The sequence below is a fragment of the Streptomyces sp. NPDC028722 genome (genome assembly GCF_040637655.1).
In the GTDB taxonomy this organism is placed as follows: Bacteria; Actinomycetota; Actinomycetes; order Streptomycetales; family Streptomycetaceae; genus Streptomyces.
Genome location: NZ_JBEZWU010000005.1, coordinates 341834 through 365754, shown reverse-complemented (window position 1 = coordinate 365754; position 23921 = coordinate 341834). Strand labels below are relative to the sequence as shown.

Sequence of the window (23921 nt, the reverse complement as noted above, 5' to 3'; positions counted from 1 at the left end):
TCACCCGTGCTGCCCCGGCCGGTAGTGGCCCGGGGTCATCCGGGTGGTCACGCCGAACCGGTTCCAGGCGTTGATCACCGTGATCGCGGCGATCAGCTGGGCCAGTTCGGCCTCCTGGAAGTGCTCGGCGGCCCGGCCGTACACCTCGTCCGGGACGAAGCCGTCGGTCAGTACGGTGACCGCCTCCGTCAGCTCGATCGCGGCCAGTTCCTTCTCCGTGTAGAAGTGCCGCGACTCCTGCCAGGCGCTGAGCTGCACGATCCGCTCGACGCTCTCCCCGGCCGCGAGGGCGTCCTTGGTGTGCATGTCGAGGCAGAACGCGCAGTGGTTGATCTGCGAGGCGCGGATCTTCACCAGCTCGTACAGCGCCGGGTCCAGGCCCTTCCTGGCGGCGGTCTCCAGTCGGATCATCGCCTTGTAGACCTCGGGTGCGTGCTCGGCCCAGCCCAGCCGCGGGGCCTCCTCGGCGGCGTAGACGCCGCTCTCCTGCGTAGTGCTCATACCTCGACCCTAGAAGCGAGGCAGCCCAGGAGTATGGTCCATTTCCATGGCAGAATCCTGGGCCACTCTGGGCGTCGACCTGCACCTCGAACCCGCCCGCTCCGGCGGGCTGCGCCGCGGCCTGACCGACGCCCTGCGGGACGCCGTCCGCACCGGCCGCCTCGCCCCCGGCACCCGCCTGCCGTCCTCCCGCACCCTCGCCGCCGACCTCGGCATCGCCCGCAACACCGTCGCCGAGACCTACGCCGACCTGGTCGCCGAGGGCTGGCTCACCGCCCGGCAGGGCTCCGGCACCCGCGTGGCCACCGGCGTGCCCCACAGCACCCCGTCCACCTCCGCCACCCGCCCGGCGCCCCGCCGCGCCACCGCGGCTCCGGTCCACGACCTCACCCCCGGTTCCCCCGACCTCGCCGCCTTCCCGCGCGCCGAATGGCTCCGGGCCGCCCGCCGCGCCCTGGCCACCGCCCCCTTCCAGGCCCTCGGCTACGGCGACCCGCGCGGCCGACCCGAACTGCGCACCGCCCTCGCCGGCTACCTCGCCCGCGCCCGGGGTGTCCGCGCCACCCCGGAGACCGTCGTGATCACCGCCGGCTTCTCGCACGCCCTGGGCATCCTCGGCAAGGCGCTGCGGGCCCGCGGAGTACGGACGGTGGCGGTCGAGTCGTACGGCCTCGACGTGTACTGGCGGCTGCTGCGGGACGCCGGCCTCACCACGCCCGCGCTGCCCTACGACGAACTCGGCACCGACCCGCGGGCACCGGGCGACGCGGGCGCGGTACTGCTCACCCCCGCGCACCAGTTCCCCATGGGCACCGCTCTGCACCCCGACCGCCGGGCCGCCGTCGTCGACTGGGCGCGCCGCACCGGCGGACTGGTCCTGGAGGACGACTACGACGGCGAGTTCCGCTACGACCGCCAGCCCGTCGGCGCCCTCCAGGGCCTGGACCCCGACCGGGTCGTCTACCTCGGCACCGCCAGCAAGTCCCTCGCACCCGGACTGCGCCTGGGCTGGATGGTGCTGCCGCCGTCCCTGGCCCAGGAGGCGACCGCGGTGAAGGGCCGTATCGACACGGTGGGCGCCCTGGACCAGCTCACCCTCGCCGAGTTCCTCACCTCCGGCGCGTACGACCGCCACGTCCGCTCCGCCCGCCTGCGCTACCGGCGCCGCCGCGACGCCCTGGCCCGGGCCGTCACCGGCCACGCGCCCGACGTGCGGGTGACGGGCATCGCGGCCGGCCTGCACGCGGTGCTGCGCCTGCCGCCGGACACGGAACAGTCGGTGGTCGAGGCCGCCGTCTGGCAGGGCCTGGCCCTCCACGGCCTCGCCCACCACCGCCACCCCCAGGCCCGCACGGCCCCCCTGGACGCCCTGGTCGTCGGCTACGGCACCCCACCGGACAGCACCTGGACGACCACCCTGCAAGCCCTGTGCCGGGTACTGCCGTAGGGACCGCGCCGGCCCCCCGTCCTCACCCCTCCTCCGCCGCCGGGGCCTCGCCGAAGCGGGCCAGCAGCAGGGCTCCCGCGACCGCCACCGCGAAGCCCAGGGCCGCCAGCCAGCCCAGGCCCTCCCGGGTGCGGTCGCCGAGCCAGACCACGCCCACCGCGGCGGGGCCGAGTGTCTCGCCGATGACTATGCCGGCGGTGGCGGTCGTCACCGAGCCCCGCTGGAGGGCCGAGGTGAGGAGCAGGAACGCGGCGCCGCCGCCGAGCAGCAGGGCGTACGTCGCCGGGTTGGTGAGCAGGTCGGCCGGGTGCAGCGAGTCGATCAGCCGTACCGCCACCTCCACCACCCCGAACCCGAACCCGGCGCCGAGTCCCAGGAGCAGGGCGCGGGCCCGGCCCGACAGGCGCCCGCCGGCCGCGCCGAGCAGCAGCACGCACACCGCCGCCGCCACCATCGCGTACCGCAGCCAGTCCGGTCCCTCCCGCTCGCCCTCCGCGCCCGAGGCCAGCCCCAGCAGGGCGAGGCCCGCGCACACCACGCCCACGGCGGCCCACTCCACCCCGCTCAGCCGGACCCGCAGCAGCCGCGCCGCCACCACCGCCGTCACCGCGAGGCTCGCCGCGAGCGCCGCGCCCACGGCGTAGATGGGCAGTGACCGCAGCGCCGCGATCTGGAGCAGGAACCCGAGTCCGTCCAGCGCGAGCCCGGCCAGGTACCGCCACTGCCGCAGCGCCCGCAGCAGCAGCGCCGCGTCCCCGCCGCCCCCGTCGGCGACGGCCGCCCGCGCGGCCACCGCCTGCAACACCGTCGCCGTACCGAAGCAGACCGCCGCGCCGAGGGCGCACACCATTCCGAGAAGCACGGGGTGACTCTAGGCGAGCGCGGACCGAGGGGGTGCCTGGAGGGCCGCCCGCACCGGTCCCTAGGCTGTCGGCCGGACAGCACGGCGGACGGGGGAGGCACCACCATGGCGGACACACGACGGCGACTGCGCTCGGGCACGGTCGTCCTCGGCGGCATGGGCCTGCTGGCCGCCGCCCTGTCGGCCTGCTCGTCCGAGCCGGACAAGCGCTGCGTCGACCGCGACAGCTACAGCCTCACCAAGGGCTACCGGGTCGTCTCCGACAAGAACTGCAGGACCGGCGTCACGTCGCCGAGGACGGGCGCGAGGAAGAAGGCGCCCGGGAAGTCCCTCAGGAAGACGGCCGACGCCGCCTGGTACTACGAGGGCGACGAGAAGCACGGCTGGGTCGACGGCGGCTCCTTCACCGAGCCCGGCAAGGGCGGCGGCGGTTCCTCGGACGACGACGGCCACCACGGCACAGGGGTGCACCGCGGCGGCTTCGGCGGCGGCAAGGGCAGCTCCGGCGGCTGACGGGACACGCGCATGGAACGCCGCACCATCACCCCCCGCCCCGGCTGGCAGCGGACCGTCGAGGCGCAGGGCCTGATCTATCCGCTCACCCGCCACCCCGACGGCTCCCTGCGCCCCTACTGGGACGAGAGCGCCTACTACGCCTTCACCCTGGACGAGGTCGAGGCGCTGGAGGAGACCGTCGGTGAACTGCACCGCATGTGCCTCGCGGCGGCCGGGCACATCGTGGCCGAGGACCGGTTCGCCGACCTCGGCATCACCGACCCGCGAGTGGCCGCGGCCGTCGCCGAGTCCTGGCACCGCCGCGACGAACTCCCCTCCCTCTACGGCCGTTTCGACCTGCGCTACGACGGCACCGGCCCGGCCGAGCTGCTGGAGTACAACGCCGACACCCCGACCTCCCTGGTGGAGGCCGCCTCGGCGCAGTGGTTCTGGATGGAGGACCGCTTCCCCGGCGCCGACCAGTGGAACTCCCTGCACGAGCGGCTGGTCGACGCCTGGCGCGCGCAGGCCGCGCTCCTGCCGCCCGGCAGCCCCCTGCACTTCGCGCACTCCTGCGCCGACGAACTCGGCGAGGACCTGATGACGGTCGCCTATCTGAAGGAGACCGCCGAACAGGCCGGTCTGGCCACCGACTGGCTCGCCATGGAGGAGATCGGCTGGGACAGCCTCTCCGGCCGCTTCGTCGACAACCGGCTCGGCTTCATCCGCGCCCTGTTCAAGCTCTACCCCTGGGAATGGCTCACCACCGACGCCTTCGGCCGGCACGTCCTGGACACCCTCGACAACGGCGGCGGCACCGGCAGCACCCTGTGGATCGAACCCGCCTGGAAGATGCTGCTGAGCAACAAGGCCCTGCTGGCGGTGCTCTGGGAGCTGTACCCCGGCCACCCCAATCTCCTGCCCGCCTACCTGGACGGCCCCCGCGAGCTGGCCGGGTCCGCCGGCTACGTCGCCAAGCCCCTCCTCGGCCGCGAGGGCGAGGGCGTCACCGTGCACCGACCCGGCGCGCCCGCGGCCGTAGGGGATGAGCCCTGCTGCTACCAGCGGCTCGCCCCCCTCCCCGCCTTCGACGGCAACCACGTCGTCCTCGGGGCCTGGGTCGTCCGGGACGAGCCGGCCGGTCTCGGCCTGCGCGAGTCCTCGGGCCTGATCACGGACGAGTACGCCCGCTTCCTGCCCCACGTGATCCGCTAGGACCTCCCGTCCGGATCAAGCCGGCTGAGGGAGCGGGGTCCGGTGCCGCCCCCGGCCCGCCGGCGAGCACGGGAGGGACCTCCCGCTCCGCTGACGGCCACCGGGCCACACCACTCGTTCGCATGGTGGACGCGCGCCCGTCCCCGTCCGGCGCGCCGGGTAGGCTGACGAGCGGGCCGTGACTGGCGCGCTGGGATGGGACGGACCATCGGGGAGCGGCCCGAGCCGGAAAGAGTGCCGTGCGCCTGGGCCGAACGTGAACGCTGTACGCACGCCGTCCGGAGGTCCCGATGCCCGAGAATTCCGCCCCCCTCTCCACCGAGTCCACGGCCTTCCGCGCCGCCCTCGACGTGATCCGCGCCGTCGAGCCGCGCGTCGCCGACGCCATCGGCCAGGAGGTCGCCGACCAGCGCGAGATGCTCAAGCTGATCGCCTCCGAGAACTACGCCTCCCCGGCGACCCTCCTCGCCATGGGCAACTGGTTCAGCGACAAGTACGCCGAGGGGACCGTCGGCCGCCGCTTCTACGCCGGCTGCCGCAACGTCGACACGGTCGAGTCGCTCGCCGCCGAGCACGCCCGCGAACTCTTCGGCGCCCGCCACGCCTACGTCCAGCCGCACTCCGGCATCGACGCCAACCTCGTCGCCTTCTGGGCCGTCCTCGCCGACCGCGTCGAGGCGCCCTTCCTGGAGAAGACCGGCGTCCGCCAGGTCAACGACCTGACCGAGGCCGACTGGGCCGAGCTGCGCCAGGCCTTCGGCAACCAGCGCATGCTGGGCATGTCCCTGGACGCCGGCGGCCACCTCACCCACGGCTTCCGTCCGAACATCTCCGGCAAGATGTTCGACCAGCGCTCCTACGGCACCGACCCGGCCACCGGCCTCATCGACTACGACGCCCTGCGCGCCCAGGCCCGCGAGTTCAAGCCGCTGATCATCGTCGCCGGCTACTCCGCGTACCCCCGGCTGGTGAACTTCCGGCTCATGCGCGAGATCGCCGACGAGGTCGGCGCCACCCTCATGGTCGACATGGCGCACTTCGCCGGCCTGGTCGCGGGCAAGGTCCTCACCGGCGACTTCGACCCGGTCCCGCACGCCCAGATCGTCACCACGACCACCCACAAGTCCCTGCGCGGCCCGCGCGGCGGCATGGTCCTGTGCGACGACTCCCTCAAGGACCAGGTCGACCGGGGCTGCCCGATGGTCCTGGGCGGCCCGCTGCCGCACGTCATGGCCGCCAAGGCCGTCGCCCTGGCCGAGGCCCGCCGGCCGTCCTTCCAGGACTACGCCCAGCGCATCGTGGACAACTCCCGCGCCCTGGCCGAGGGCCTGATGCGCCGCGGCGCCACCCTGGTCACGGGCGGCACGGACAACCACCTCAACCTGATCGACGTCGCCACCTCCTACGGCCTCACCGGCCGCCAGGCCGAGGCGGCGCTCCTCGACTCGGGCATCGTCACCAACCGCAACGCCATCCCGGCCGACCCGAACGGCGCCTGGTACACCTCCGGCATCCGCGTCGGCACCCCCGCGCTCACCACCCGCGGCCTGGGCACGGCGGAGATGGACGAGGTGGCGGGTCTGATCGACCGCGTCCTGACCACCACCGAGCCGGGCACCACCAAGTCGGGCGCCCCCTCCCGGGCCGCCCACGTCCTGGACGAGAAGACCGCCGAGGAGATCGCCGGGCGGGCCACCGACCTGGTGGCGGGCTTCCCGCTGTACCCGGAGGTCGACCTGGGCTGAGAGGCCCCGGCACCGGCACGGGGAACCGCGCGGCCGGCCCGTCAGGGGCCCGCGGTTCCCCACCGCACCGAAGCTCCCGCACTCTCTGCGAGAATGAAGTACATGGCCACTGACCGACCCCGCGTGCTCTCCGGAATCCAGCCCACCGCAGGCTCGTTCCACCTCGGCAACTACCTCGGCGCCGTCCGCCAGTGGGTGGCCCTCCAGGAGTCCCACGACGCGTTCTACATGGTCGTCGACCTGCACGCGATCACGGTGCCGCAGGACCCGGCCGAGCTGCGGGCCAACACCCGCCTCGCCGCCGCACAGCTGCTGGCCGCCGGCCTGGACGCGGACCGCTGCACGCTCTTCGTGCAGAGCCACGTGCCCGAGCACGCCCAGCTGGCCTGGGTCATGAACTGCCTCACCGGTTTCGGCGAGGCCAGCCGGATGACCCAGTTCAAGGACAAGTCCGCCCGGCAGGGCGCCGACCGCGCCTCCGTCGGCCTGTTCACCTACCCGGTGCTCCAGGTCGCCGACATCCTGCTGTACCAGGCGAACGAGGTGCCGGTCGGCGAGGACCAGCGCCAGCACATCGAACTGACCCGCGACCTCGCCGAGCGGTTCAACGGCCGGTTCGGCGCGACGTTCACGATCCCGGAGCCGTACATCCTCCGCGAGACGGCCAAGATCTACGACCTCCAGGACCCGACGGTCAAGATGAGCAAGTCGGCGTCCACGCCGAAGGGCCTCATCAACCTCCTCGACGAGCCGAAGGCCACGGCCAAGAAGGTCAAGAGCGCGGTCACCGACACCGACACGGTGATCCGCTACGACGCCGAGAACAAGCCGGGCGTGTCCAACCTCCTCACCATCTACTCCACGCTCACCGGCAAGCCGGTCGCCGAGCTGGAGCGGGAGTACGAGGGCAAGATGTACGGCGCGCTCAAGACCGACCTCGCCGAGATCATGGTCGGGTTCGTGACGCCGTTCCGCGAGCGCACCCAGCAGTACCTGGACGACGCCGAGACGCTGGACTCCATCCTGGCCAAGGGCGCCGAGAAGGCACGCGCCGTCGCCGCCGAGACACTCGCTCAGGCGTACGACCGCGTGGGGTTCCTCCCGGCCAAGCACTGAGGCGTACGACCGCACACGGGTCCTGCCGGGCGGAGCGCTGCACATCACTCGCGGTGCGCCTGCCGACAGGACATCCGTGGCCGTACAGTCGATAGCCGACGGCCGGGACGGGACGGCCGGGAAAACGACAGACGCGACGAAGGAGACGACGTGGGGACCGTAACGATCGGCGTGTCGATCGCGGTCCCGGAGCCTCACGGCAGCCTGCTCCAGGAGCGGCGCACGGGCTTCGGCGACGCCGCGGCTCACGGCATCCCCACGCACGTCACGCTGCTGCCGCCGACCGAGGTGGACGAGGCCGGCCTGCCGGCCGTCGACGCGCACCTCGGCGAGGTCGCCGCGGCCGCCCGGCCGTTCCCGATGCGGCTGTCCGGCACCGGCACCTTCCGGCCCCTGTCGCCGGTGGTCTACGTCCGCGTCGTCCGGGGCGCCAGGACCTGCGCCCGGCTGCAGCAGCGGATCCGGGACGCCTCCGGCCCGGTGGCGCGCGAGCTCCAGTTCCCCTACCACCCGCACGTCACCGTGGCCCACGGCATCGACGACGCGGCGATGGACCGCGCCTTCGAGGAACTGGCGGGCTTCGACGCCGAGTGGCCGTGCACCGGCTTCGCGCTCTACGAGCAGGGCGCCGACGGGGTGTGGCGCAAGCTGCGCGAGTACCCCTTCGGCGGCGCGGTGGTACCGCCCCAGGCCGGCCACGCGGACGTCGGACACGGCACGCCCGCGGGCCGCTAGCCGTACGTCAGACCTCCAGCCGGCGGTACACCGCGCGCGGCGCGTGCCGCAGTGCCCACATCACCGGGCGGAGCGCCCCCGGCACCCACACCGTCTCCGAGCGGCGGCGCAGGCCGAGTTCGACGGCGGTGGCGACCGCCTCCGGCGTCGTGGCGAGCGGGGGCCGGTGCCGGCCGGCCGTCCCGCGGGTCCTGACGAACCCGGGGCGTACGACCATGACGCGCACGCCGGTGCCGTGCAGGGCGTCGCCCAGGCCCTGGGCGAAGGTGTCCAGGCCGGCCTTGCTGGAGCCGTAGATGAAGTCGGCGCGGCGGGCGCGTTCGGCGGCGACGGAGGACAGGACGACGAGGGAGCCGTGCCCCTGCGTCTGGAGGGCGCGGCCGGTGATCAGCCCCACCGAGACGGCCCCGGTGTAGTTGGTCTGGGCGACCCGCACCGCGCGGACCGGGTCGCGTTCGTCGTGCGCCTGGTCGCCGAGGATTCCGAACGCGAGCAGCACCATGTCGACGGCTCCCTCGGCGAACACCTTGCCGAGGACGGTCTCGTGGGACCCGGGGTCGAGCGCGTCGAAGGCGACGGTGTGCACGTCGGCGCCGAGCGCGCGCAGGCTTCCGGCGGCGTTCTCCAGGGCGACGGAGGGGCGGCCCGCCAGCCACACCGTGCGGGTGCGGCGGGCGATCAGCCGGCGGGCGGTGGCCAGCGCGATCTCGGACGTGCCGCCGAGGACGAGCAGGGAACGGGGCAGTGCGGTGGCATCCTTCATGACAGCTGACCGTATCGCCCGGTTATGACCGTTCTGGCGAAGAAACGCGGTGTTCACGCTCTCGCGGAGCGGGCATGGTCGGATCATGGACTGGCTGAAGAAGCTCCCCGGCATCGGGCCGGCGGTCACCCGGCTGACGGCCACGCACGCGTGGCGGTCGTACGAGCGGCTGGACCGGGTGAAGTGGACCCGGCTGGCCGCCGCCATGACGTTCGTCAGCTTCGTGGCCCTGTTCCCGCTGCTGACCGTGGCCGCCGCGGTCACCGCCGCCACGCTCAGCCCCGCCAGCGAGAGGACCGTCGAACACAAGATCGCCGAGCAGTTCCCGGGTCTCTCCGACCAGCTGGACCTGACCTCACTGGTGGAGAACGCCGGCACCGTCGGCGTCATCGCGGGCGCGGTGCTGCTGTTCACCGGCATCGGCTGGGTCGGCCAGGTCCGGGACTGCCTGCGCGCGGTGTGGGAGCTGCCGGACCGTGAGGAGAACCCCCTCGTCACCAAGGCCAAGGACGCCGGCATCCTGTTCGGCTTCGGCGGCGCCCTGCTGGTCACCCTCGCCATCTCCATCCTCGCCTCGGCCGCCGTCGGCCGGCTGTCCCGGCTGATCGGCCTGGACGAGCACGGCTGGGGCAGCGTGCTGCTCCAGGTCGTCGCGTTCGCCGTCGCCGTCCTCGCCGACTTCCTGGTCCTGCTCTACGTCCTGACCCTGCTGCCCGGGGTCGAGCCGCCGCGCCGCCGCCTGCTGGTGTCCGCCCTCCTCGGGGCGGTCGGCTTCGAACTGCTGAAGCTGCTGCTCAGCGGCTACGTCCAGGGAGTCGCCGCGAAGAGCATGTACGGCGCGTTCGGCGTCCCCGTGGCCCTGCTGCTGTGGATCAACTTCACGGCCAAGCTGGTGCTGTTCTGCGCCTCCTGGACGGCGACCCCGAGCAAGGAGGCCGCACTCAGTGACGTGCCCGGCGCCGCATCAGATCGGGCAGCGGCCACCGGCGGTTGACCAGGAACGCCCCGCCGCCGAGCAGCACCAGCAGACCGCCCGCGACGGCCAGCGCGATCCCGGCGCCGCCGGCACGCGACCCGGTGGAGGCGCTCACCACCGGCTGCGAACCGGACCCGCCGATGCCGGACCCCTGCCCGGCGCGCGCGCCGGTGTCCGGCTGCCCGGTGGCCGGCACGGCGCCCTTCGGCGGCACCAGCTCGCCCACCGCGTTGACCTTGCCGGCCGCCTGGAACCCCCAGTCGAGGAGCTTCGCGCTCTCCTTGTAGACCTCGTTGTGCTCGTGCTTCTCCGGATTCATCATCGTGACCAGCAGCACCTTGCCGCCCCGTTCGGCGACCGCGGTGAGGGTGGCGCCCGCGTGCGTGGTGTTGCCGTTCTTCACACCGGCGATCCCCGGGTAGACGGGGACGTCGGTGTCGCCGCTCAGCAGCCGGTTGGTGTTCTGGATCGTGGCGGACCCGAACGTCGCCCGCACGGTGGAGCAGTACTCACGGAAGTCCTTCTTCTGGAGCCCGGACCGGGCGAACAGCGACAGGTCGTACGCCGACGACACCTGCCCCGGCGCGTCGTAGCCGTCGGGGGAGACCACGTGCGTGTCCAGGGCCTGGAGCTGTCCGGCGTGCTCCTGCATGTCCTGCACGGTCCGCGCGATGCCGCCGTTCATCGCGGACAGGGTGCGCACGGCGTCGTTGCCCGAGCGCAGGAACACCCCCAGCCACAGGTCGTGGACGGTGTAGGTGCGCCCCTCCCGCATCCCGACCACGCTGGAGCCGATGCCCATGCCCGCGAGGTCCGACGGGGCGACCGTGTGGTGCGTCCCCTTGGGGAAGCGGGGCAGCACGGTGTCCGCGAACAGCATCTTCAGTGTGCTCGCCGGGGGCAGCCGCCAGTGCGCGTTGTGCGCGGCCAGCACCTCACCCGACTCGGCGTCCGAGACGATCCAGGACCGGGCGGTGAGGTCCTTGGGCAGCACGGGCACACCCGGGGCGAGGTTGACCTGGGTGCCGGGCTGCCCCAGCCGGGCGCCGCCCAGGGTGGACATCCGGGCCGGCGGGGTGGCCGTCGGGCTCGGCGCCGGGGCCGGCGAGGCGAGGGCGGCGGGGGCGGTGACGGACAGGGACAGCAGGGTGGCGGAGGCCACCAGCAGGGGTCGCCGGCCGGTCCTCTTCGGTGCGGGCACGGTCGAGAACGTACCCGTACCGAAACGGGAAGTCCCGCTTCGCACCCCACCCCCGACACGGAACCGGACACGGGACGGCGATACTGGGGACATGAAGCTCAGCCGCCCGGTCTCCTGGTTCCTGCTCGCCTTCGGGGTGTGGAGCTGGGTCATCTGGGTCACTTTCGTCAAGAACCTCGTCAAGGACAGCAGCGGGCTCGCCTTCGACGACGGTCACCCGACCGCGTACTTCTGGGTGCACCTGCTGCTGGCGGTCGTTTCCTTCGTACTGGGGACGGTCATCGGGGTCATCGGGTTGCGTGGCCTGCGCGCACTGCGCCGGACGTCATAACGGGAGACCGCCGCGCTCGGTAAGTTCTTCCCCATCTGGTCAGAAAGCCCTTCCCCGGGCGAAACCCCTGTGATTAGGTGAGCCGCGCCACTTGAGGGGAAGTGGCCGATTCGTGCTGGGCCAGGGGTAGGGCCCTGACGGGCCTGGGGAGGGCACCACCATGCGATCTGTTCGCATGCGCATTCTCGTGACGCTGCTCGTACTCGCCGTCGTGGGGATCGGCGGCTGGCAGCTGCTGCCGTCGCAGCAGTACAAGAACAGGACCATCACCGTCGGCACCACCGACGCCGTCACCGCGCTCGACCCGGCCGGCGCCTACGACGCCGGCTCCTGGGCGCTGTTCAGCAACGTCTTCCAGTCCCTGCTGACGTTCGAGCCGGCCGGCACCGAGCCGGTCCCGGACGCGGCGAAGAGCTGCGCCTTCACGGGCAGCGGGCTGCGGACCTACCGGTGCGCGCTGCGTTCCGGGATCACCTTCCCGAGCGGGCGCGCGATGACGGCCGAGGACGTGAAGTTCTCCTTCGACCGGGTCAGGAGGATCAACGACACGGTCGGCCCGGCGTCCCTGTTCGGCACGCTCGCCTCGGTGACCGCCGACAGCGCGGACACCGTCACCTTCCACCTGTCGTCCTCCGACGCCACCTTCCCGCTGAAGGTGGCCACCGGCGCCGGCTCCATCGTGGACAAGGAGAAGTACCCGGCCGGCCGCCTGCGCGAGGACACCGCCGTCGACGGCACCGGGCCGTACCGGCTGACGGCGTACACCAAGGACCACAAGGCCGACCTCGCGCCGAACACCCACTACAAGGGCTACCTCAGCGGCACCGGCCGCCCGGTCGAGCTGCGCTACTACGCCGACTCCCACAAGCTCGACCGCGCCTGGAAGGGCCGCCAGGTCGACGTCGCCACGCGGACCCTGCCGCCCGAGGTGCTCTCCGCGCTCAATCCGAGCGACCCCGGGCAGCGGGTCACCGAGTCCGACAGCGCCGAGACCCGCAACCTGTACCTCAACACCCGCGCCGCCTCCCCGCTGCACGACGTACGGGTGCGCCGCGCGATGGCCTGGCTGGTCAACCGCGAGAAGCTGGCGGCGACCGTGTACGAGGGCACCGTCGACCCGCTGTACTCGCTGATCCCCACCGGTATCACCGGCCACACCACGTCGTTCTTCGACCGGTACCCGGAGCAGAGCACCAGGAAGGCGCGGCAACTGCTCACCGAGGCCGGGGTGAGCCTGCCGGTGCGCTTCACCTTCGGTTACGGCGTCGGCCGGGGCGCGAGCGCGGAGGAGGCCAGGGCGCTGAAGAAGCAGCTGGAGGCGAGCGGCCTGTTCACCGTGGACCTCAAGGGCTACGAATGGACCGACTTCCAGAAGCGCTGGGCCGCCGGGGCGATCGACGCCTGGGCGGTCGGCTGGGTTGCCGACTACCCCGACCCGGACACCTTCGGCGCCGCGCTCGTCGGCACCGGTTCCACGATGAGCACCGGCTACAGCAGCAAGGCCGTCGACCACCTCGTCCTGGACAGCCAGCAGTTCGCCGACCGCAGCCGCGCCGCGAACGACTTCCGCGACATCCAGGCCGATGTGGCCGAGGACGTCCCGCTGATCCCGCTGTGGCAGCGCAAGGAGTACGTGGTCAGCACGGAGGACGTCGGCGGCGGCCAGTACCTGACGGACGGAACGGGCGTGTTCCGGCTGTGGCGGCTGGGGTGGATCTGATCAGTCGGTCTTCCGCTGCCCGGCCTTGATGATCTGCTCGACGTCGAGTGTGACCCCGGTGCCGATCGAGTCGGGCAACGTGATCGTCTCGCCGGCCGCGTGGACGCGGTGGCTCGCGTACTCGTTCCCTTCGGGTTCCGTGAGCACGTGCAGGCGCTGGTGCTTGCGGTCGACCACGAGGTAGACGGGCACCTTCGCCTCGGCGTACGCGCCGACCTTGGTCTTCAGGTCGTCCCGCCAGTTGCTGGAGGTGACCTCCAGGACGAGGCGGAAGCAGATCGGGTCGTAGGCGTTGTTCTCGATGAAGTGGTCGTCGATGTCGGCGTCCACGATCACCAGGTCGGGGATGCAGTAGTCCTCGGCACCGGTGGGGAGCTTGATCGCGACGCTCTGGAGAACCTCGGTCTCGCCGTCGTCCAGGCCCGCGGCGATGAAGGGACGCATGAGCTTGGTCAGAGCACGGGCGTGGGGGGCATCCGGTGAAGGGGTCACGAGGAGGTGGCCTCCGATGATCTCGACGCGGTAGCCCGGATGGCGCTCCATGATCTCGTCGGCGATGGCCGTGAGGGAGAACGGCTCATCGTCGTAGAAGGGCGGCTGCTCGACGGATGCAGCGGACATCGCGTGCCTCCCAGGGGCTGGTGTCGAGAACATCATCGTAAGCAGAGCGGGGGCCAGGCGGCCCGATTCCACGCGTTCACCCGAAAGTGATCACGCGTCCCGCTTGCGGTCCGGGGACGGGAGTGCCTTCGTCATGCCGGGCAGGAAGTCCGTGAACAGTTCGTGGATCTCCAGGACGAGGGGGCGCAGGACGCGGAAGCGGGCCAGGGACACGCCGCGCGCGGTCAGCCGGGCGCCCCGGCGGGCCAGGCGGTAGCTGCGCTCGCGGTCCTCCGTGCGGTCGAAGATCCAGTACAGGACCAGGCCCATCTGGGCGAGCCACATCAGCTCCGGGAGCACGTCCCGCAGTTCGGGCGCCACCTTGGACCTGGAACCGGCCAGGACCTCCCGGTGCACGCTGATCGCGGCCTCGCGCGCGTGCTCGCTCTCCGGGGAGAAGGGGCTGAGCGGGCTGTCGGGGTCGGCGGCGTTCTTGAAGAACTGGACCGCGAACTCGTGGTACGGCCGGGCGATGTCCAGCCACACGGTGAGGACGCCCGCGAGCCGCGCCTCCAGCTCGGTCTCCCGGTCCAGCACCTGGCGGACCGCCGCCCGGTGCTCCTCGGCGATCCGGTCGTAGAACCCCTGGATCAGGTGTTCCTTGCCCTCGAAGTAGTAGTAGGCGTTGCCGACGGACACCCCGGCCTCCGTGGCGATGGCCCGCATGGTCGTCTTGTCGTACCCGCGCTCCTGGAACAACCGCATCGCGGTCTCCAGGATCAGCGCACGGGTCTGCTCGGACTTGCTGCTTCGGGGGCCGGCCGCACCGGGGCCGTCGTTCTTCGCTGGCACGGAAGGAGCCTAACGAGTGACGGGGGCGGTCCATGGCGGCGCCTCAGCCCCGGCGGCCCAGCTGGGGGCGCTTGGTGTAGTCCGTGAAGCCCAGGACGTTGCCCCAGGGGTCGGTGATCTCCACGGTCCAGCCGGTGGCCACCTGGGACACCTCGTCCAGCGGTGTGATCCCCGCGGCGGCCAGCTCCCGGGCCGCGGCCCGCGCGTCCGGCACCTCCAGCCAGATCCGTGCCGACGGCCACGGCGGCGAGCGGTGCCCCAGCTGCTCCTCGGCCTGGAGCAGGATGCCCGGTGTCTCGGCCCCGACCCTCAGCTGGGCGAGCCCGCCCTCGTCGAACCGGAAGCCCACGGTGAACCCGGCCCGCTCGTAGAAGGCGACCGCCTCGCCGAGGTCACCGACGGGGAGCAGCACGTTGTCGAAACCGAGCAGTTCGTACGACCCTTGGTCTGACATGTCGTCACATTAGGAGTCCTTCTCCCCGGATGCGAGGAGCCCCACCGCAGCGGACCGCGGTGGGGCTCTCCGGGGGACGGGCAGCCGTCACTGCGGGAAGTTCGGGTCCAGGTCGGTCGCCGAGGCGCCGCTGGTCGTGATGCCGCCGGCGGACGCGCGCAGCAGCACGCTCTCGCGGTACAGGTCGCCGGAGACCAGCAGGTCGGCGTCGCCGTCCCGGTCGAGGTCGCGCAGGCGGACGAAGAGGCCGAGCATCTCGTCCGGTGTGGCGCTGCCCGGCACGCCCGCCGTGGCGCGGGTGAACCACTGGGAGCCGGTGCCGGTCAGGCCCTTGCTCCCGCCGCGCAGGACGTGCACGCCGCCCGCGTTGTGGACCGTGCCGGACTCCTCCTCGGGGACGCCGACGGCGAGGTCCGGGTAGCCGTCGCGGTCGGTGTCGCCGGCGGAGAGGGAGTAGCCGAAGCGGTCGTTCTTCGTGGCCGCCGTCGCCACCCCCGCGGTGGACTGCGTCAGGCGGTAGGAGGTGCCCGGACCGCTCGCGCCGCCGCGCAGGACCAGCACGGAACCCGCGCCGCTGTTGTACGGCGTGTCGCTGACGGCGAGGTCCCCGTAGCCGTTCTTGTCGAAGTCGGCGATCACTCCGGTGGCGTTGTAGTCCGCGTGCGAGGCGTCGTACGTCGTGTACGTGCCGCGCTTGATGGTGGAGCCGCCCTGCACGAACCACGCGGCCTGCGTCACCCGGCCGTTCTTGTAGCCCTGGCCCAGTACGTACAGGTCGGTGGCCTTGTCCTTGGTGACCTTGCCGGCGACGATCGCGGTCGGCTCCAGCACCTGGGCGCCGCTGGGGCTCACCTCCAGCTTGGTCACGCTGCCCGTCGTACCGGACTGGGAGAAGCCGCCCCGGTAGACGTAGAGGGTGCCGGTGACGTCGGCGACGGCCAGGTCCGGCTTGCCGTCGCCGTTGAAGTCACCGGAGGCGAGGGCCGCGCCGAACGCCAGCTTGGACCGGGCGGGGATGCGGGTGGCCTTGGTGCCGAGGCCGGACCTGGCGCCCCACAGCACGGTGACGGCGCCCGCGTCGGCCGTCGTACCGCTCTTCTCGCTGCTGTCGGCGACGGCGAGGTCGGCGTATCCGTCGCCGTTGAGGTCGGCCTGGGCGAGCTGGTTGCCGAAGCTGTCGGCATAGCCGCCGGCGTCGCCCGCCGTGCCGGGGATGCCGGGGCTGTCCTGGGTGAAGCGGACCGTCTTCGGGCCCGGCCCGGTCGCCGTGCCGTAGGTGACGGTGACCTCGCCGCCCCAGCCGGACGCGTAGTCCCGGTAGCCGTCGCCGTTGAAGTCGTCGGCGTACTTGGCGGGGGTGGCCGCGGCGGCCGGACCGGCCGCGAGGGCGAGCAGTCCGCCGGTCAGCGAGGCGGCCGTGGCCGTCGCGAGGGCGACGGCGAGCTTTCTGTGCGTGCGCATGTGTCTCCTTGATCGCGTGCACACAGCAGACCCGTGGCGGCGGGGAACGGTTGTACGGCGAGGGCCCCGCCCCCGGTACGTGACCGGGGACGGGGCCCGAAGAACCGCAGGCGTACGGCGGATCAGTAGCGACGCGTGATCAGCGCGCGCTTGACCTCCTGGATCGCCTTCGTGACCTCGATACCGCGCGGGCAGGCGTCCGTGCAGTTGAAGGTCGTGCGGCAGCGCCACACGCCGTCGCGGTCGTTGAGGATCTCCAGGCGCTGCTCGCCCGCCTCGTCACGGCTGTCGAAGATGAAGCGGTGGGCGTTCACGATCGCGGCCGGACCGAAGTACTGGCCGTCGTTCCAGAACACCGGGCAGGACGACGTGCACGCGGCGCACAGGATGCACTTGGTGGTGTCGTCGAAGCGCTCGCGGTCCTCGGCGGACTGCAACCGCTCCCGGGTCGGCTCGTTGGTGTCGTTCGTGATCAGGAACGGCATCACGTCCCGGTACGCCTGGAAGAACGGCTCCATGTCGACGACCAGGTCCTTCAGGACCGTGAGGCCCTTTATGGGCTCGACCGTGATCGGCTTCTCGGGGTTGATGTCCTTGATCAGCGTCTTGCAGGCGAGGCGGTTCTTGCCGTTGATCCGCATCGCGTCCGAGCCGCAGATGCCGTGCGCGCACGAGCGGCGGAACGTGAGGGTGCCGTCGACGTCCCACTTGATCTTGTGGAGGGCGTCGAGGACACGTTCCTTCGGGTCGATCTCCAGCTGGAAGTCTTCCCAGGTCGCCTCGGCCGAGACCTCCGGGTTGAACCGGCGGACGCGGACGGTGACGGTGATGTAGGGGGAGTCGGCGAAGCCGGGCTCGGGCCGGCCGGCCGCGTCCGCCTTGTCCAGAACAGGGGTAGCCATCAGTACTTACGCTCCATCGGCTGGTAGCGGGTCTGGACGACCGGCTTGTAGTCGAGACGGACGGTTTCCGAGCCGTCGGCGCCGACCTCGCGGTACGCCATGGTGTGGCGCATGAAGTTGACGTCGTCGCGGTTCGGGTAGTCCTCGCGGTAGTGACCGCCGCGGGACTCCTTGCGGGCCAGGGCCGACACCGCCATGACCTCGGCCAGGTCGAGCAGGTTGCCCAGCTCGATCGCCTCGAGGAGGTCGGTGTTGAACCGCTTGCCCTTGTCCTGGATCGCCACGTTGCGGTAGCGCTCGCGCAGCTCGGCGATCTTCTCGACGGCCGTCTTGATCGTCTGCTCGGTGCGGAAGACCATGACGTTGGCGTCCATGGTCTCCTGGAGCTCGCGGCGCAGCGTGGCCACCCGCTCGCTGCCGGTGGAGTTGCGCAGCCGCTCGATCTGCTCGACGACGAAGGACTCCGGGGCCTCCGGAAGCTCGACGTAGTCGGCCTTCGCGGAGTACTCGGCGGCGGCGATGCCCGCGCGGCGGCCGAAGACGTTGATGTCCAGCAGCGAGTTGGTGCCCAGGCGGTTGGCGCCGTGCACGGAGACACAGGCGACCTCGCCGGCCGCGTACAGACCCGGGACGACGGTGGTGTTGTCCGCCAGGACCTCACCCTCGACGTTCGTCGGGATGCCGCCCATCGCGTAGTGCGCGGTCGGCTGGATCGGGATCGGGTCCGTGTAGGGCTCGATGCCGAGGTACGTCCGCGCGAACTCGGTGATGTCCGGGAGCTTGGCGTCCAGCTGCTCCGGCGGCAGGTGGGTGAGGTCCAGGTAGACGTGGTCGCCCTCGGGACCGCAGCCGCGGCCCTCGCGGATCTCCGTGTAGATGGAGCGCGAGACGACGTCACGGGAGGCGAGGTCCTTCATGACCGGCGCGTACTTCTCCATGAAGCGCTCGCCGTCCTTGTTGCGCAGGATGCCGCCCTCACCACGGGCGCCCTCCGTCAGCAGGATGCCCATGCGCCAGATGCCGGTCGGGTGGAACTGGAAGAACTCCATGTCCTCCAGCGGGAGCCCGCGCCGGTAGACCGCCGCCTGACCGTCACCGGTCAGCGTGTGGGCGTTCGACGTCACCTTGAAGAACTTGCCGGTGCCGCCGGAGGCGTAGATGACGGCCTTGGCCTGGAAGATGTGGATCTCGCCGGTGGCCAGCTCGTACGCCACCACACCGGCCGACCGCTTCACGCCGTCGACCTCGGTCATCAGCTGGTCGAGGACGTAGAACTCGTTGAAGAACTCCACGCCCTCCTTGACGCAGTTCTGGTACAGCGTCTGGAGGATCATGTGGCCGGTGCGGTCCGCGGCGTAGCAGGACCGGCGGACCGGGGCCTCGCCGTGGTTGCGGCTGTGGCCGCCGAAGCGGCGCTGGTCGATGGTGCCGTCCGGGGTCCGGTTGAACGGCAGGCCCATCTTCTCCAGGTCGAGGACGGCGTCGATGGCCTCCTTCGCCAGGATCTCGGCGGCGTCCTGGTCGACCAGGTAGTCACCGCCCTTGACCGTGTCGAAGGTGTGCCACTCCCAGTTGTCCTCCTCCACGTTGGCCAGCGCGGCGGCCATGCCGCCCTGCGCGGCGCCCGTGTGGGAGCGGGTGGGGTAGAGCTTGGTCAGGACCGCGGTGCGGCTGCGCTTCGTCGCCTCGATGGCGGCGCGCATGCCCGCGCCGCCGGCGCCGACGATGACGGTGTCGTACTTGTGGATCTTCATATCTCTCGCAGCCCCGTGCCTAGCGGATGTTCGGGTCGAAGGTGAAGATCACCAGCGTGCCCAGCAGGATGGTGAACACCGTGGCGGTGTAGAGCAGGCCCTTGAGCCACAGGCGGCTGTTCGGCCGCTCGGCGTAGTCGTTGATGACCGTGCGCAGGCCGTTGGCGCCGTGCAGCATCGCCAGCCACAGCATCAGCAGATCCCAGACCTGCCAGAACGGGGACGCCCAGCGGCCGGCCACGAAGGCGAAGCCGATCTTGGAGACACCGCCGTCCAGCACGAGCTGGATCAGCAGGTGGCCCAGGACCAGGACGACCAGCACGATGCCGGACAGGCGCATGAAGACCCACGCCGCCAGCTCGAAGTTGCCCCGGGTCGACTTGGGGGACTTCTTGGTCCGCTTGCGCGGCGCCTCGATCAGCGGGGCCGGGTTGTCGACGGTGTAGACAGGGGCACCCTCGACGGGGCCGACCCCGGACGCGGCGGTTTCAGTCGTGACTGAGTTATTCGACATCGGCGGCGTCAGCTCCCAAAGAGGACACGGGCGGCGTGGCCGAGGACCGGGTACAGCGCCCCGGCCATCAGGACCAACCAGACGACCATCACGGCCCAGAACATCTGCTTCTGGTAGCGCGTGCCCTTCGACCAGAAGTCGACGGCGATGACACGCAGGCCGTTGAGCGCGTGGAAGAGGATGGCGGCGACGAGGCCGTACTCCAGCAGCGCGACGATCGGCGTCTTGTACGTGGCTACGACCTTGTCGTAGTCCTCGGGGGAGACACGCACGAGAGCGGTGTCCAGCACATGAACGAACAGGAAGAAGAAGATGAGGACGCCGGTGACTCGGTGAGCCACCCAGGACCACATTCCTTCCCGGCCGCGGTACAGCGTTCCAGCCGGCACGGAAGAACCCTCCGGGAGCGGGGATTAGGGCCGCGCCGGCTTCACTGTCGGTCGGGCCCGGCCGGGTACGGTCCACCGGCCCCCAGCATCGTAGCGAGGCGCCGCGCCGTGGCTGACGGGGGGCCTGGCTGTGTGATCAAACTGGCACGCGGTTGGGCTAGCGGGGCACCCGCCGGTGCGGGTGATGCGGTCATTTGCCGGATAAGGGGGCGTTTGCGCTGGTCGCACAGCTTCCCGCGGCCCCGAGGAACTGGTCCAGACGCCCCCGGGCGAGGCGTCGCAGCTCCTCCGCCGCGGTGACCCGCTCCTCCTCCGGATCGTTCGTCAATCGTGACCGGATCGCTTCGAGGATGCGGTCGAGCGCCTCCTCCGGGGGTACGTCACCCAGATAGATGACGAACGCGTGTCCGAATCGAGCCTCGTAGGCCGCCTGCGCCGCGCTCAGCGCCATGTGGGCCGCCGAATACGTGTCCTCGGGCAGCTCGGGGAGGGACTCGCCCGCCAGCGCCTCCGCCAGATCGCCCGGCGACAGGTCGTACGCCGCCTCGTCCGCCGCCGCCAGCAGGGCGTCCAGGTCGGGGTACGGGCGGTGGTCCGCGAGCCGGCGGGACCACCGGGGGCTGCGCAGGCAGCGCAGGAGGAGGGCGTGGGCCTCCTCGGCGGCGGCCGTGTTGAAGGCGTCGAGAGGCCTGGGGAGATACGGCAGGCGGTGGGCGGGCAGCGTAAATCCTCGCGTCACAGGTGGTGTGGCAGGGGAGGTTGTGAAAGTTGTGGTCAGGTTATCGAGAGTGGTCACGGTGTGTCCCCGCGATGCCTGATTTTCACTCGAACGGAAGAGTTTCCGAACACCTCGATGACCGGTGCGCCGGAGAGAGCCGTACGGTGGCAGGGTGACCCAGCAGCACAGGCGCCGGGGATCGGCGCGGCAGGTGATACCGAAACGCGCGGTGGTGGCCGCCGCGTTCGTCGGGACGGTCGCGCTCGGTACGGGCGTCGGCGTGTGGGCCTCCGACGGCGGCGGAAAACCGGACGGGAGCGCGCCACGGGCGTCGGCCGGGCGGGTGTCCGGCGCGGACCCCACCGGCGCCGACGCCGGCGGCGCGGGCACCGCCCCGTCGGCGAGTCCGACGCCCAGCCGGTCCTACCCGCTGTCACAGGCGCCGCGCACGATACCCGCGGTGCGCTCCCACACCCCGGCGCGCGGACCCGGCTGGCAGCCGCGGCACGGGGAGCGGGTGGTGGTGAGCGACCCCGGGCTGGCCGACGAGGGCCGGCTCATAGCCGGGGAACTGGGGCTGACGTACGCCGGGCGGAAGAACACGGGCGACGTACGGGCCGGGGACGTCCGGCTCACGCTCGGCGGCGGGGGCGGGAACCAGGAGTCGTACACCCTCACCGTCCGCGGCGGGCGGGTCGACATCAGCGGGCCCGGCGAGGCCGGGGTCTTCTACGGCACCCGGACCCTGAAGCAGGAGGTCCACGGCGGCGGTACGGCGCCGGAGGGCGTCGTCCGGGACCAGCCGGCCAAGCCGGACCGCGGGTTCATGCTCGACATCGCGCGCAAACCGTTCTCCGAGACCTGGATCGAGGACCGGATACGCGAGCTGGGGGACCTGAAGTTCAACGAGCTGGGACTGCACTTCTCCGACGACCAGGCCTTCCGGATCGAGTCCAGCACCCACCCGGAGATCGTCTCCCCGGACCACCTGACCAAGGCTCAGGTCAAACGGATCGTGGACCTCGCGGCCGCCCGGCACATCACCGTCGTGCCGGAGATCGACTCGCCGGGGCACCTCGGGGCCGTCATCGCCGCCCACCCGGACCTCCAGCTGCGCAACGCGAGCGGGGTCCCCACCAGGGGTGCCGTCGACATCTCCAAGGACGCGTCCGCGCGGATCGTCGACGACCTGCTGAACGAGCACGCGGTGCTCTTCCCCGGCGGCCGGTGGCATCTGGGCGGTGACGAGTACCAGGCGCTCACCGTGAAGGACCCGCAGGCCTCGTACCCGCAGCTGGCCGCCGCCGCCCGGCAGACCCACGGCTCCGGCGGCACCGTCGCCGACCTCGCCACCGACTGGCTGAACGACCGCTACGCCACCGTCCGTGCCCACGGCAAGACCGTCCGCGCCTGGAACGACGGCTTCTTCCGGAACACCTCCGTCCAGCCCGATCCGGGCCTCCAGGTCGCCTACTGGACCGGCAAGGAGATCGGCGCCCGGCAGCCGGCGGAGTACCTGAGCGCGGGGCGGAAGGTCCTCAACTACAACGACGAGTTCCTCTACTACGTCCTCGGCCAGCCGCAAACCTTCGTCTACCCGACGGGGCAGCGGATCTACGAGCAGTGGAACCCGCGGGTGCTGCGCGGCACGACCGCCGTACCGGCCCGCTACGACGCGCAGATCCTCGGCGGCTCGTTCGCGGTGTGGTGCGACATCGCCGGCGCGCAGACCGAGGCCCAGGTCGCCGCGGGCATCCGGATGCCGCTGCGGGCCACCGTGCAGAAGCTGTGGGACCCCGGCACGCCCGCGCTGTCCTGGGCCGACTTCAGGAAGCTGGCCGACCGGCTGGGCTGAGGGGCGGTGGCCGGCGCCGCCGCCCGGCCCGGCTTGCCATTGGCTGAAAATCTATGAATGTGACACTCCCGCGCCGTCGCACGCAGTAAGGGGAAGTGCGGGCTCCGTACCGGTCGGCGCCCTGGCGAGGGAGATATTCATGAGCCTGGTGGAACTGATCGCACAGGCCGACGCACGCGGACTGGCCGCCAGCGGATTGGCTTGTATAGATCGGTGTCTGCCGCTGCTCGGCGGCGACGACGAACTGCTGCGCCCGCTCTGGGCGAGCCTCGCCGACGGCTCCGACTGGGGCGGGAGCCTGGAGAAGGCCCGCGCGGCGCTCGGGTCCGACGGGTCCGCCGTTCCCGTCGGGGACGTCGGGGACGTCGGGGACGACGCCGCGCGGCTCGCCCGCCGCATGCTGGACGCGGCCCCCGCCGAGCGCACCGCCGACGCCGTACGCCCCTGGGCCGACGCCTGCTCGGCCGCCTCGCTGCGCATCCACCGGCTGCTCGACCCCGCCGCGGACGCCACCACGGACCCGGGCGCCGCGCCTGCGGAGGACACGGCGGACCTGTCCCCGCTCGTCGCCGCCGAGCTGCGCCGCCAGACGGCGGTGCTGGAACTCCTCGCCGGGCACGGCGTGAACGGGCTGCGCGGGGCGCTGGAGGTGTCCGTCGAGGGCCGGCGCGTGCTGCGCGCGGTGGTCTCCCGCCGGGCGCGGGGCGCCACCGGACCGGGGGCCTGAGAGGGTTTCGTGCCCGTACCGCGGCGGACGCGGGGCGGTCCTGCGACGGTTGGCGGCACACCGCGGAACCGGGTGACGGAAATCCCGCCCGGCTCGCTCTTCCCTATGTGACAGCCCATACGACAGACCACGTGACAGGCCGGGTGACAGAGCGGGCGACGGACCCGTACGCGACGACGCGACAGGAGACCAGGCCGCAGGCCGCGGCGAAGCCCGTGCGGTGGGCGGCGGACGCGGTGGCCACGATGCGCGAGGGCGCCCGCGTCCGGCTCGACTACTCGGCGCAGAGCCTGTGGCGCGTCGACCGGATGATCGAGGAGATACGCCGTGAGGAACCGCCGTACGCGGCCGTCGAGAACGTGCTGCGCGGCCTCGGCGCCTACGCCGGCGAAGTGATCGTCCGGCAGACCGGCGCCGAGTGGTGGGCGAGCGGCGGCGAGCACTGGCTGCGCACCCCCGACGGGCGGCTGTGGGACCCCGTCGACGAGGCCCGCCGCTGCTTCGACGGCCACGGCTCCCTCCGGCTGCTGTGCCGCGACGCGACCGCCCGCGGCTGACCGGCCCCGCCCCGCTGTGACACTTCCGTCC

25 protein-coding genes and 1 riboswitch are annotated in these 23921 nt (G+C 71.9%); of the genes, 12 read left to right on the top strand and 13 right to left on the bottom strand.

Features of this window, described 5'->3' with window-relative positions; all coding sequences use genetic code 11:
- Positions 1-501, bottom strand: coding sequence for a carboxymuconolactone decarboxylase family protein (locus AB0F03_RS11360; RefSeq protein WP_361989028.1), 501 nt, complete (start codon positions 499-501; stop codon positions 1-3).
- 46 nt (positions 502-547) lie between these two features.
- Between AB0F03_RS11360 and AB0F03_RS11355 the strand changes: the two genes are divergently transcribed.
- On the top strand, positions 548-1948 hold the full coding sequence (locus AB0F03_RS11355; RefSeq protein ID WP_361989026.1) for a PLP-dependent aminotransferase family protein: 1401 nt from the start codon (positions 548-550) through the stop codon (positions 1946-1948).
- Positions 1949-1970: 22 nt separating this feature from the next.
- On the opposite strand, the gene AB0F03_RS11350 is transcribed toward AB0F03_RS11355, so the two are convergent.
- Positions 1971-2798, bottom strand: coding sequence for a hypothetical protein (locus tag AB0F03_RS11350; RefSeq protein ID WP_361989160.1), 828 nt, complete (start codon positions 2796-2798; stop codon positions 1971-1973).
- Positions 2799-2915: 117 nt separating this feature from the next.
- Between AB0F03_RS11350 and AB0F03_RS11345 the strand changes: the two genes are divergently transcribed.
- The 5 genes from AB0F03_RS11345 (at position 2916) to AB0F03_RS11325 (ending at position 8116) form a co-directional block, all read left to right on the top strand.
- The gene (locus AB0F03_RS11345; protein WP_361989023.1) at positions 2916-3323 is read left to right on the top strand and encodes a hypothetical protein; all 408 of its coding nucleotides are present in this window, start codon (positions 2916-2918) and stop codon (positions 3321-3323) included.
- 12 nt (positions 3324-3335) lie between these two features.
- Entirely contained in the window at positions 3336-4520 is a 1185-nt protein-coding gene (locus AB0F03_RS11340; RefSeq protein ID WP_361989020.1) for a glutathionylspermidine synthase family protein, read from the top strand.
- 168 nt (positions 4521-4688) lie between these two features.
- Positions 4689-4778, top strand: a riboswitch (ZMP/ZTP riboswitch).
- Positions 4779-4810: 32 nt separating this feature from the next.
- Positions 4811-6265 carry a glycine hydroxymethyltransferase gene (locus tag AB0F03_RS11335; protein ID WP_361989017.1) on the top strand — a complete coding sequence of 485 codons (1455 nt, stop codon included), beginning with the start codon at positions 4811-4813 and terminating at the stop codon, positions 6263-6265.
- A gap of 102 nt (positions 6266-6367) precedes the next feature.
- On the top strand, positions 6368-7381 hold the full coding sequence (gene trpS, locus AB0F03_RS11330) for a tryptophan--tRNA ligase (RefSeq protein WP_361989015.1): 1014 nt from the start codon (positions 6368-6370) through the stop codon (positions 7379-7381).
- 150 nt (positions 7382-7531) lie between these two features.
- The gene (locus AB0F03_RS11325; protein ID WP_361989013.1) at positions 7532-8116 is read left to right on the top strand and encodes a 2'-5' RNA ligase family protein; all 585 of its coding nucleotides are present in this window, start codon (positions 7532-7534) and stop codon (positions 8114-8116) included.
- A gap of 7 nt (positions 8117-8123) precedes the next feature.
- Here the strand turns inward: AB0F03_RS11325 and AB0F03_RS11320 are convergent, their stop codons facing one another.
- On the bottom strand, positions 8124-8879 hold the full coding sequence (locus AB0F03_RS11320) for a decaprenylphospho-beta-D-erythro-pentofuranosid-2-ulose 2-reductase (protein ID WP_361989010.1): 756 nt from the start codon (positions 8877-8879) through the stop codon (positions 8124-8126).
- An 85-nt stretch (positions 8880-8964) separates the two neighbouring features.
- Here AB0F03_RS11320 and AB0F03_RS11315 point away from each other — a divergent pair, with 85 nt between their 5' ends.
- Entirely contained in the window at positions 8965-9873 is a 909-nt protein-coding gene (locus AB0F03_RS11315) for a YihY/virulence factor BrkB family protein (RefSeq protein ID WP_361989008.1), read from the top strand.
- On the opposite strand, the gene AB0F03_RS11310 is transcribed toward AB0F03_RS11315, so the two are convergent.
- Positions 9821-11056, bottom strand: coding sequence for a D-alanyl-D-alanine carboxypeptidase (locus AB0F03_RS11310; protein WP_361989005.1), 1236 nt, complete (start codon positions 11054-11056; stop codon positions 9821-9823). The genes AB0F03_RS11315 and AB0F03_RS11310 overlap by 53 nt on opposite strands.
- Before the next feature lie 91 nt (positions 11057-11147).
- On the opposite strand from AB0F03_RS11310, the gene AB0F03_RS11305 reads away from it, so the two are divergent.
- Together AB0F03_RS11305 and AB0F03_RS11300 are read left to right on the top strand one after the other, a co-directional pair.
- Entirely contained in the window at positions 11148-11387 is a 240-nt protein-coding gene (locus tag AB0F03_RS11305; RefSeq protein WP_356818531.1) for a hypothetical protein, read from the top strand.
- Positions 11388-11562: 175 nt separating this feature from the next.
- Positions 11563-13107 carry an ABC transporter substrate-binding protein gene (locus AB0F03_RS11300; RefSeq protein WP_361989001.1) on the top strand — a complete coding sequence of 515 codons (1545 nt, stop codon included), beginning with the start codon at positions 11563-11565 and terminating at the stop codon, positions 13105-13107.
- Here AB0F03_RS11300 and AB0F03_RS11295 read toward each other — a convergent pair whose 3' ends face one another.
- From AB0F03_RS11295 to AB0F03_RS11255, 9 genes are all read right to left on the bottom strand, one after another.
- Complete coding sequence (locus AB0F03_RS11295; RefSeq protein WP_361988998.1) at positions 13108-13728, bottom strand: Uma2 family endonuclease; 621 nt, start codon at positions 13726-13728, stop codon at positions 13108-13110. It abuts the gene before it with no gap.
- A 90-nt stretch (positions 13729-13818) separates the two neighbouring features.
- Positions 13819-14559 carry a TetR family transcriptional regulator gene (locus AB0F03_RS11290; protein WP_361988995.1) on the bottom strand — a complete coding sequence of 247 codons (741 nt, stop codon included), beginning with the start codon at positions 14557-14559 and terminating at the stop codon, positions 13819-13821.
- 43 nt (positions 14560-14602) lie between these two features.
- Positions 14603-15013 (bottom strand): VOC family protein, encoded by a 411-nt coding sequence (locus AB0F03_RS11285; protein WP_361988992.1) that lies wholly within the window; start codon positions 15011-15013, stop codon positions 14603-14605.
- An 87-nt stretch (positions 15014-15100) separates the two neighbouring features.
- Positions 15101-16474 (bottom strand): FG-GAP and VCBS repeat-containing protein, encoded by a 1374-nt coding sequence (locus AB0F03_RS11280; protein WP_361988989.1) that lies wholly within the window; start codon positions 16472-16474, stop codon positions 15101-15103.
- A gap of 122 nt (positions 16475-16596) precedes the next feature.
- Positions 16597-17376 carry a succinate dehydrogenase iron-sulfur subunit gene (locus tag AB0F03_RS11275; protein WP_361988986.1) on the bottom strand — a complete coding sequence of 260 codons (780 nt, stop codon included), beginning with the start codon at positions 17374-17376 and terminating at the stop codon, positions 16597-16599.
- Positions 17376-19130 (bottom strand): succinate dehydrogenase flavoprotein subunit, encoded by a 1755-nt coding sequence (gene sdhA, locus AB0F03_RS11270; protein WP_361988983.1) that lies wholly within the window; start codon positions 19128-19130, stop codon positions 17376-17378. The genes AB0F03_RS11275 and sdhA overlap by 1 nt, the downstream gene beginning before the upstream one ends.
- A 19-nt stretch (positions 19131-19149) precedes the next feature.
- Positions 19150-19644 carry a succinate dehydrogenase hydrophobic membrane anchor subunit gene (locus tag AB0F03_RS11265; RefSeq protein ID WP_121787255.1) on the bottom strand — a complete coding sequence of 165 codons (495 nt, stop codon included), beginning with the start codon at positions 19642-19644 and terminating at the stop codon, positions 19150-19152.
- A gap of 8 nt (positions 19645-19652) precedes the next feature.
- Positions 19653-20033 (bottom strand): succinate dehydrogenase, cytochrome b556 subunit, encoded by a 381-nt coding sequence (gene sdhC, locus AB0F03_RS11260; protein ID WP_361988979.1) that lies wholly within the window; start codon positions 20031-20033, stop codon positions 19653-19655.
- Between the two features lie 190 nt (positions 20034-20223).
- Complete coding sequence (locus AB0F03_RS11255; RefSeq protein ID WP_361988976.1) at positions 20224-20772, bottom strand: 2-oxo-4-hydroxy-4-carboxy-5-ureidoimidazoline decarboxylase; 549 nt, start codon at positions 20770-20772, stop codon at positions 20224-20226.
- A 190-nt stretch (positions 20773-20962) separates the two neighbouring features.
- Between AB0F03_RS11255 and AB0F03_RS11250 the strand changes: the two genes are divergently transcribed.
- The 3 genes from AB0F03_RS11250 (at position 20963) to AB0F03_RS11240 (ending at position 23890) form a co-directional block, all read left to right on the top strand.
- Positions 20963-22606 carry a glycoside hydrolase family 20 protein gene (locus tag AB0F03_RS11250; RefSeq protein ID WP_361989158.1) on the top strand — a complete coding sequence of 548 codons (1644 nt, stop codon included), beginning with the start codon at positions 20963-20965 and terminating at the stop codon, positions 22604-22606.
- Positions 22607-22745: 139 nt separating this feature from the next.
- Complete coding sequence (locus AB0F03_RS11245) at positions 22746-23333, top strand: hypothetical protein (protein ID WP_361988973.1); 588 nt, start codon at positions 22746-22748, stop codon at positions 23331-23333.
- 215 nt (positions 23334-23548) lie between these two features.
- Positions 23549-23890 (top strand): hypothetical protein, encoded by a 342-nt coding sequence (locus tag AB0F03_RS11240; protein ID WP_361989155.1) that lies wholly within the window; start codon positions 23549-23551, stop codon positions 23888-23890.
- Positions 23891-23921: the final 31 nt, after the last annotated feature.

Coding starts and splice junctions, on each gene's coding strand:
- AB0F03_RS11360 (WP_361989028.1), bottom strand. CDS start 501: ATGAGCACTACGCAGGAGAGCGGCGTCTACGCCGCCGAGGAGGCCCCG.
- AB0F03_RS11355 (WP_361989026.1), top strand. CDS start 548: ATGGCAGAATCCTGGGCCACTCTGGGCGTCGACCTGCACCTCGAACCC.
- AB0F03_RS11350 (WP_361989160.1), bottom strand. CDS start 2,798: ATGGTGTGCGCCCTCGGCGCGGCGGTCTGCTTCGGTACGGCGACGGTG.
- AB0F03_RS11345 (WP_361989023.1), top strand. CDS start 2,916: ATGGCGGACACACGACGGCGACTGCGCTCGGGCACGGTCGTCCTCGGC.
- AB0F03_RS11340 (WP_361989020.1), top strand. CDS start 3,336: ATGGAACGCCGCACCATCACCCCCCGCCCCGGCTGGCAGCGGACCGTC.
- AB0F03_RS11335 (WP_361989017.1), top strand. CDS start 4,811: ATGCCCGAGAATTCCGCCCCCCTCTCCACCGAGTCCACGGCCTTCCGC.
- trpS (WP_361989015.1), top strand. CDS start 6,368: ATGGCCACTGACCGACCCCGCGTGCTCTCCGGAATCCAGCCCACCGCA.
- AB0F03_RS11320 (WP_361989010.1), bottom strand. CDS start 8,879: ATGAAGGATGCCACCGCACTGCCCCGTTCCCTGCTCGTCCTCGGCGGC.
- AB0F03_RS11315 (WP_361989008.1), top strand. CDS start 8,965: ATGGACTGGCTGAAGAAGCTCCCCGGCATCGGGCCGGCGGTCACCCGG.
- AB0F03_RS11305 (WP_356818531.1), top strand. CDS start 11,148: ATGAAGCTCAGCCGCCCGGTCTCCTGGTTCCTGCTCGCCTTCGGGGTG.
- AB0F03_RS11300 (WP_361989001.1), top strand. CDS start 11,563: ATGCGCATTCTCGTGACGCTGCTCGTACTCGCCGTCGTGGGGATCGGC.
- AB0F03_RS11295 (WP_361988998.1), bottom strand. CDS start 13,728: ATGTCCGCTGCATCCGTCGAGCAGCCGCCCTTCTACGACGATGAGCCG.
- AB0F03_RS11285 (WP_361988992.1), bottom strand. CDS start 15,013: ATGTCAGACCAAGGGTCGTACGAACTGCTCGGTTTCGACAACGTGCTG.
- AB0F03_RS11280 (WP_361988989.1), bottom strand. CDS start 16,474: ATGCGCACGCACAGAAAGCTCGCCGTCGCCCTCGCGACGGCCACGGCC.
- AB0F03_RS11275 (WP_361988986.1), bottom strand. CDS start 17,376: ATGGCTACCCCTGTTCTGGACAAGGCGGACGCGGCCGGCCGGCCCGAG.
- sdhA (WP_361988983.1), bottom strand. CDS start 19,130: ATGAAGATCCACAAGTACGACACCGTCATCGTCGGCGCCGGCGGCGCG.
- AB0F03_RS11265 (WP_121787255.1), bottom strand. CDS start 19,644: ATGTCGAATAACTCAGTCACGACTGAAACCGCCGCGTCCGGGGTCGGC.
- AB0F03_RS11245 (WP_361988973.1), top strand. CDS start 22,746: ATGAGCCTGGTGGAACTGATCGCACAGGCCGACGCACGCGGACTGGCC.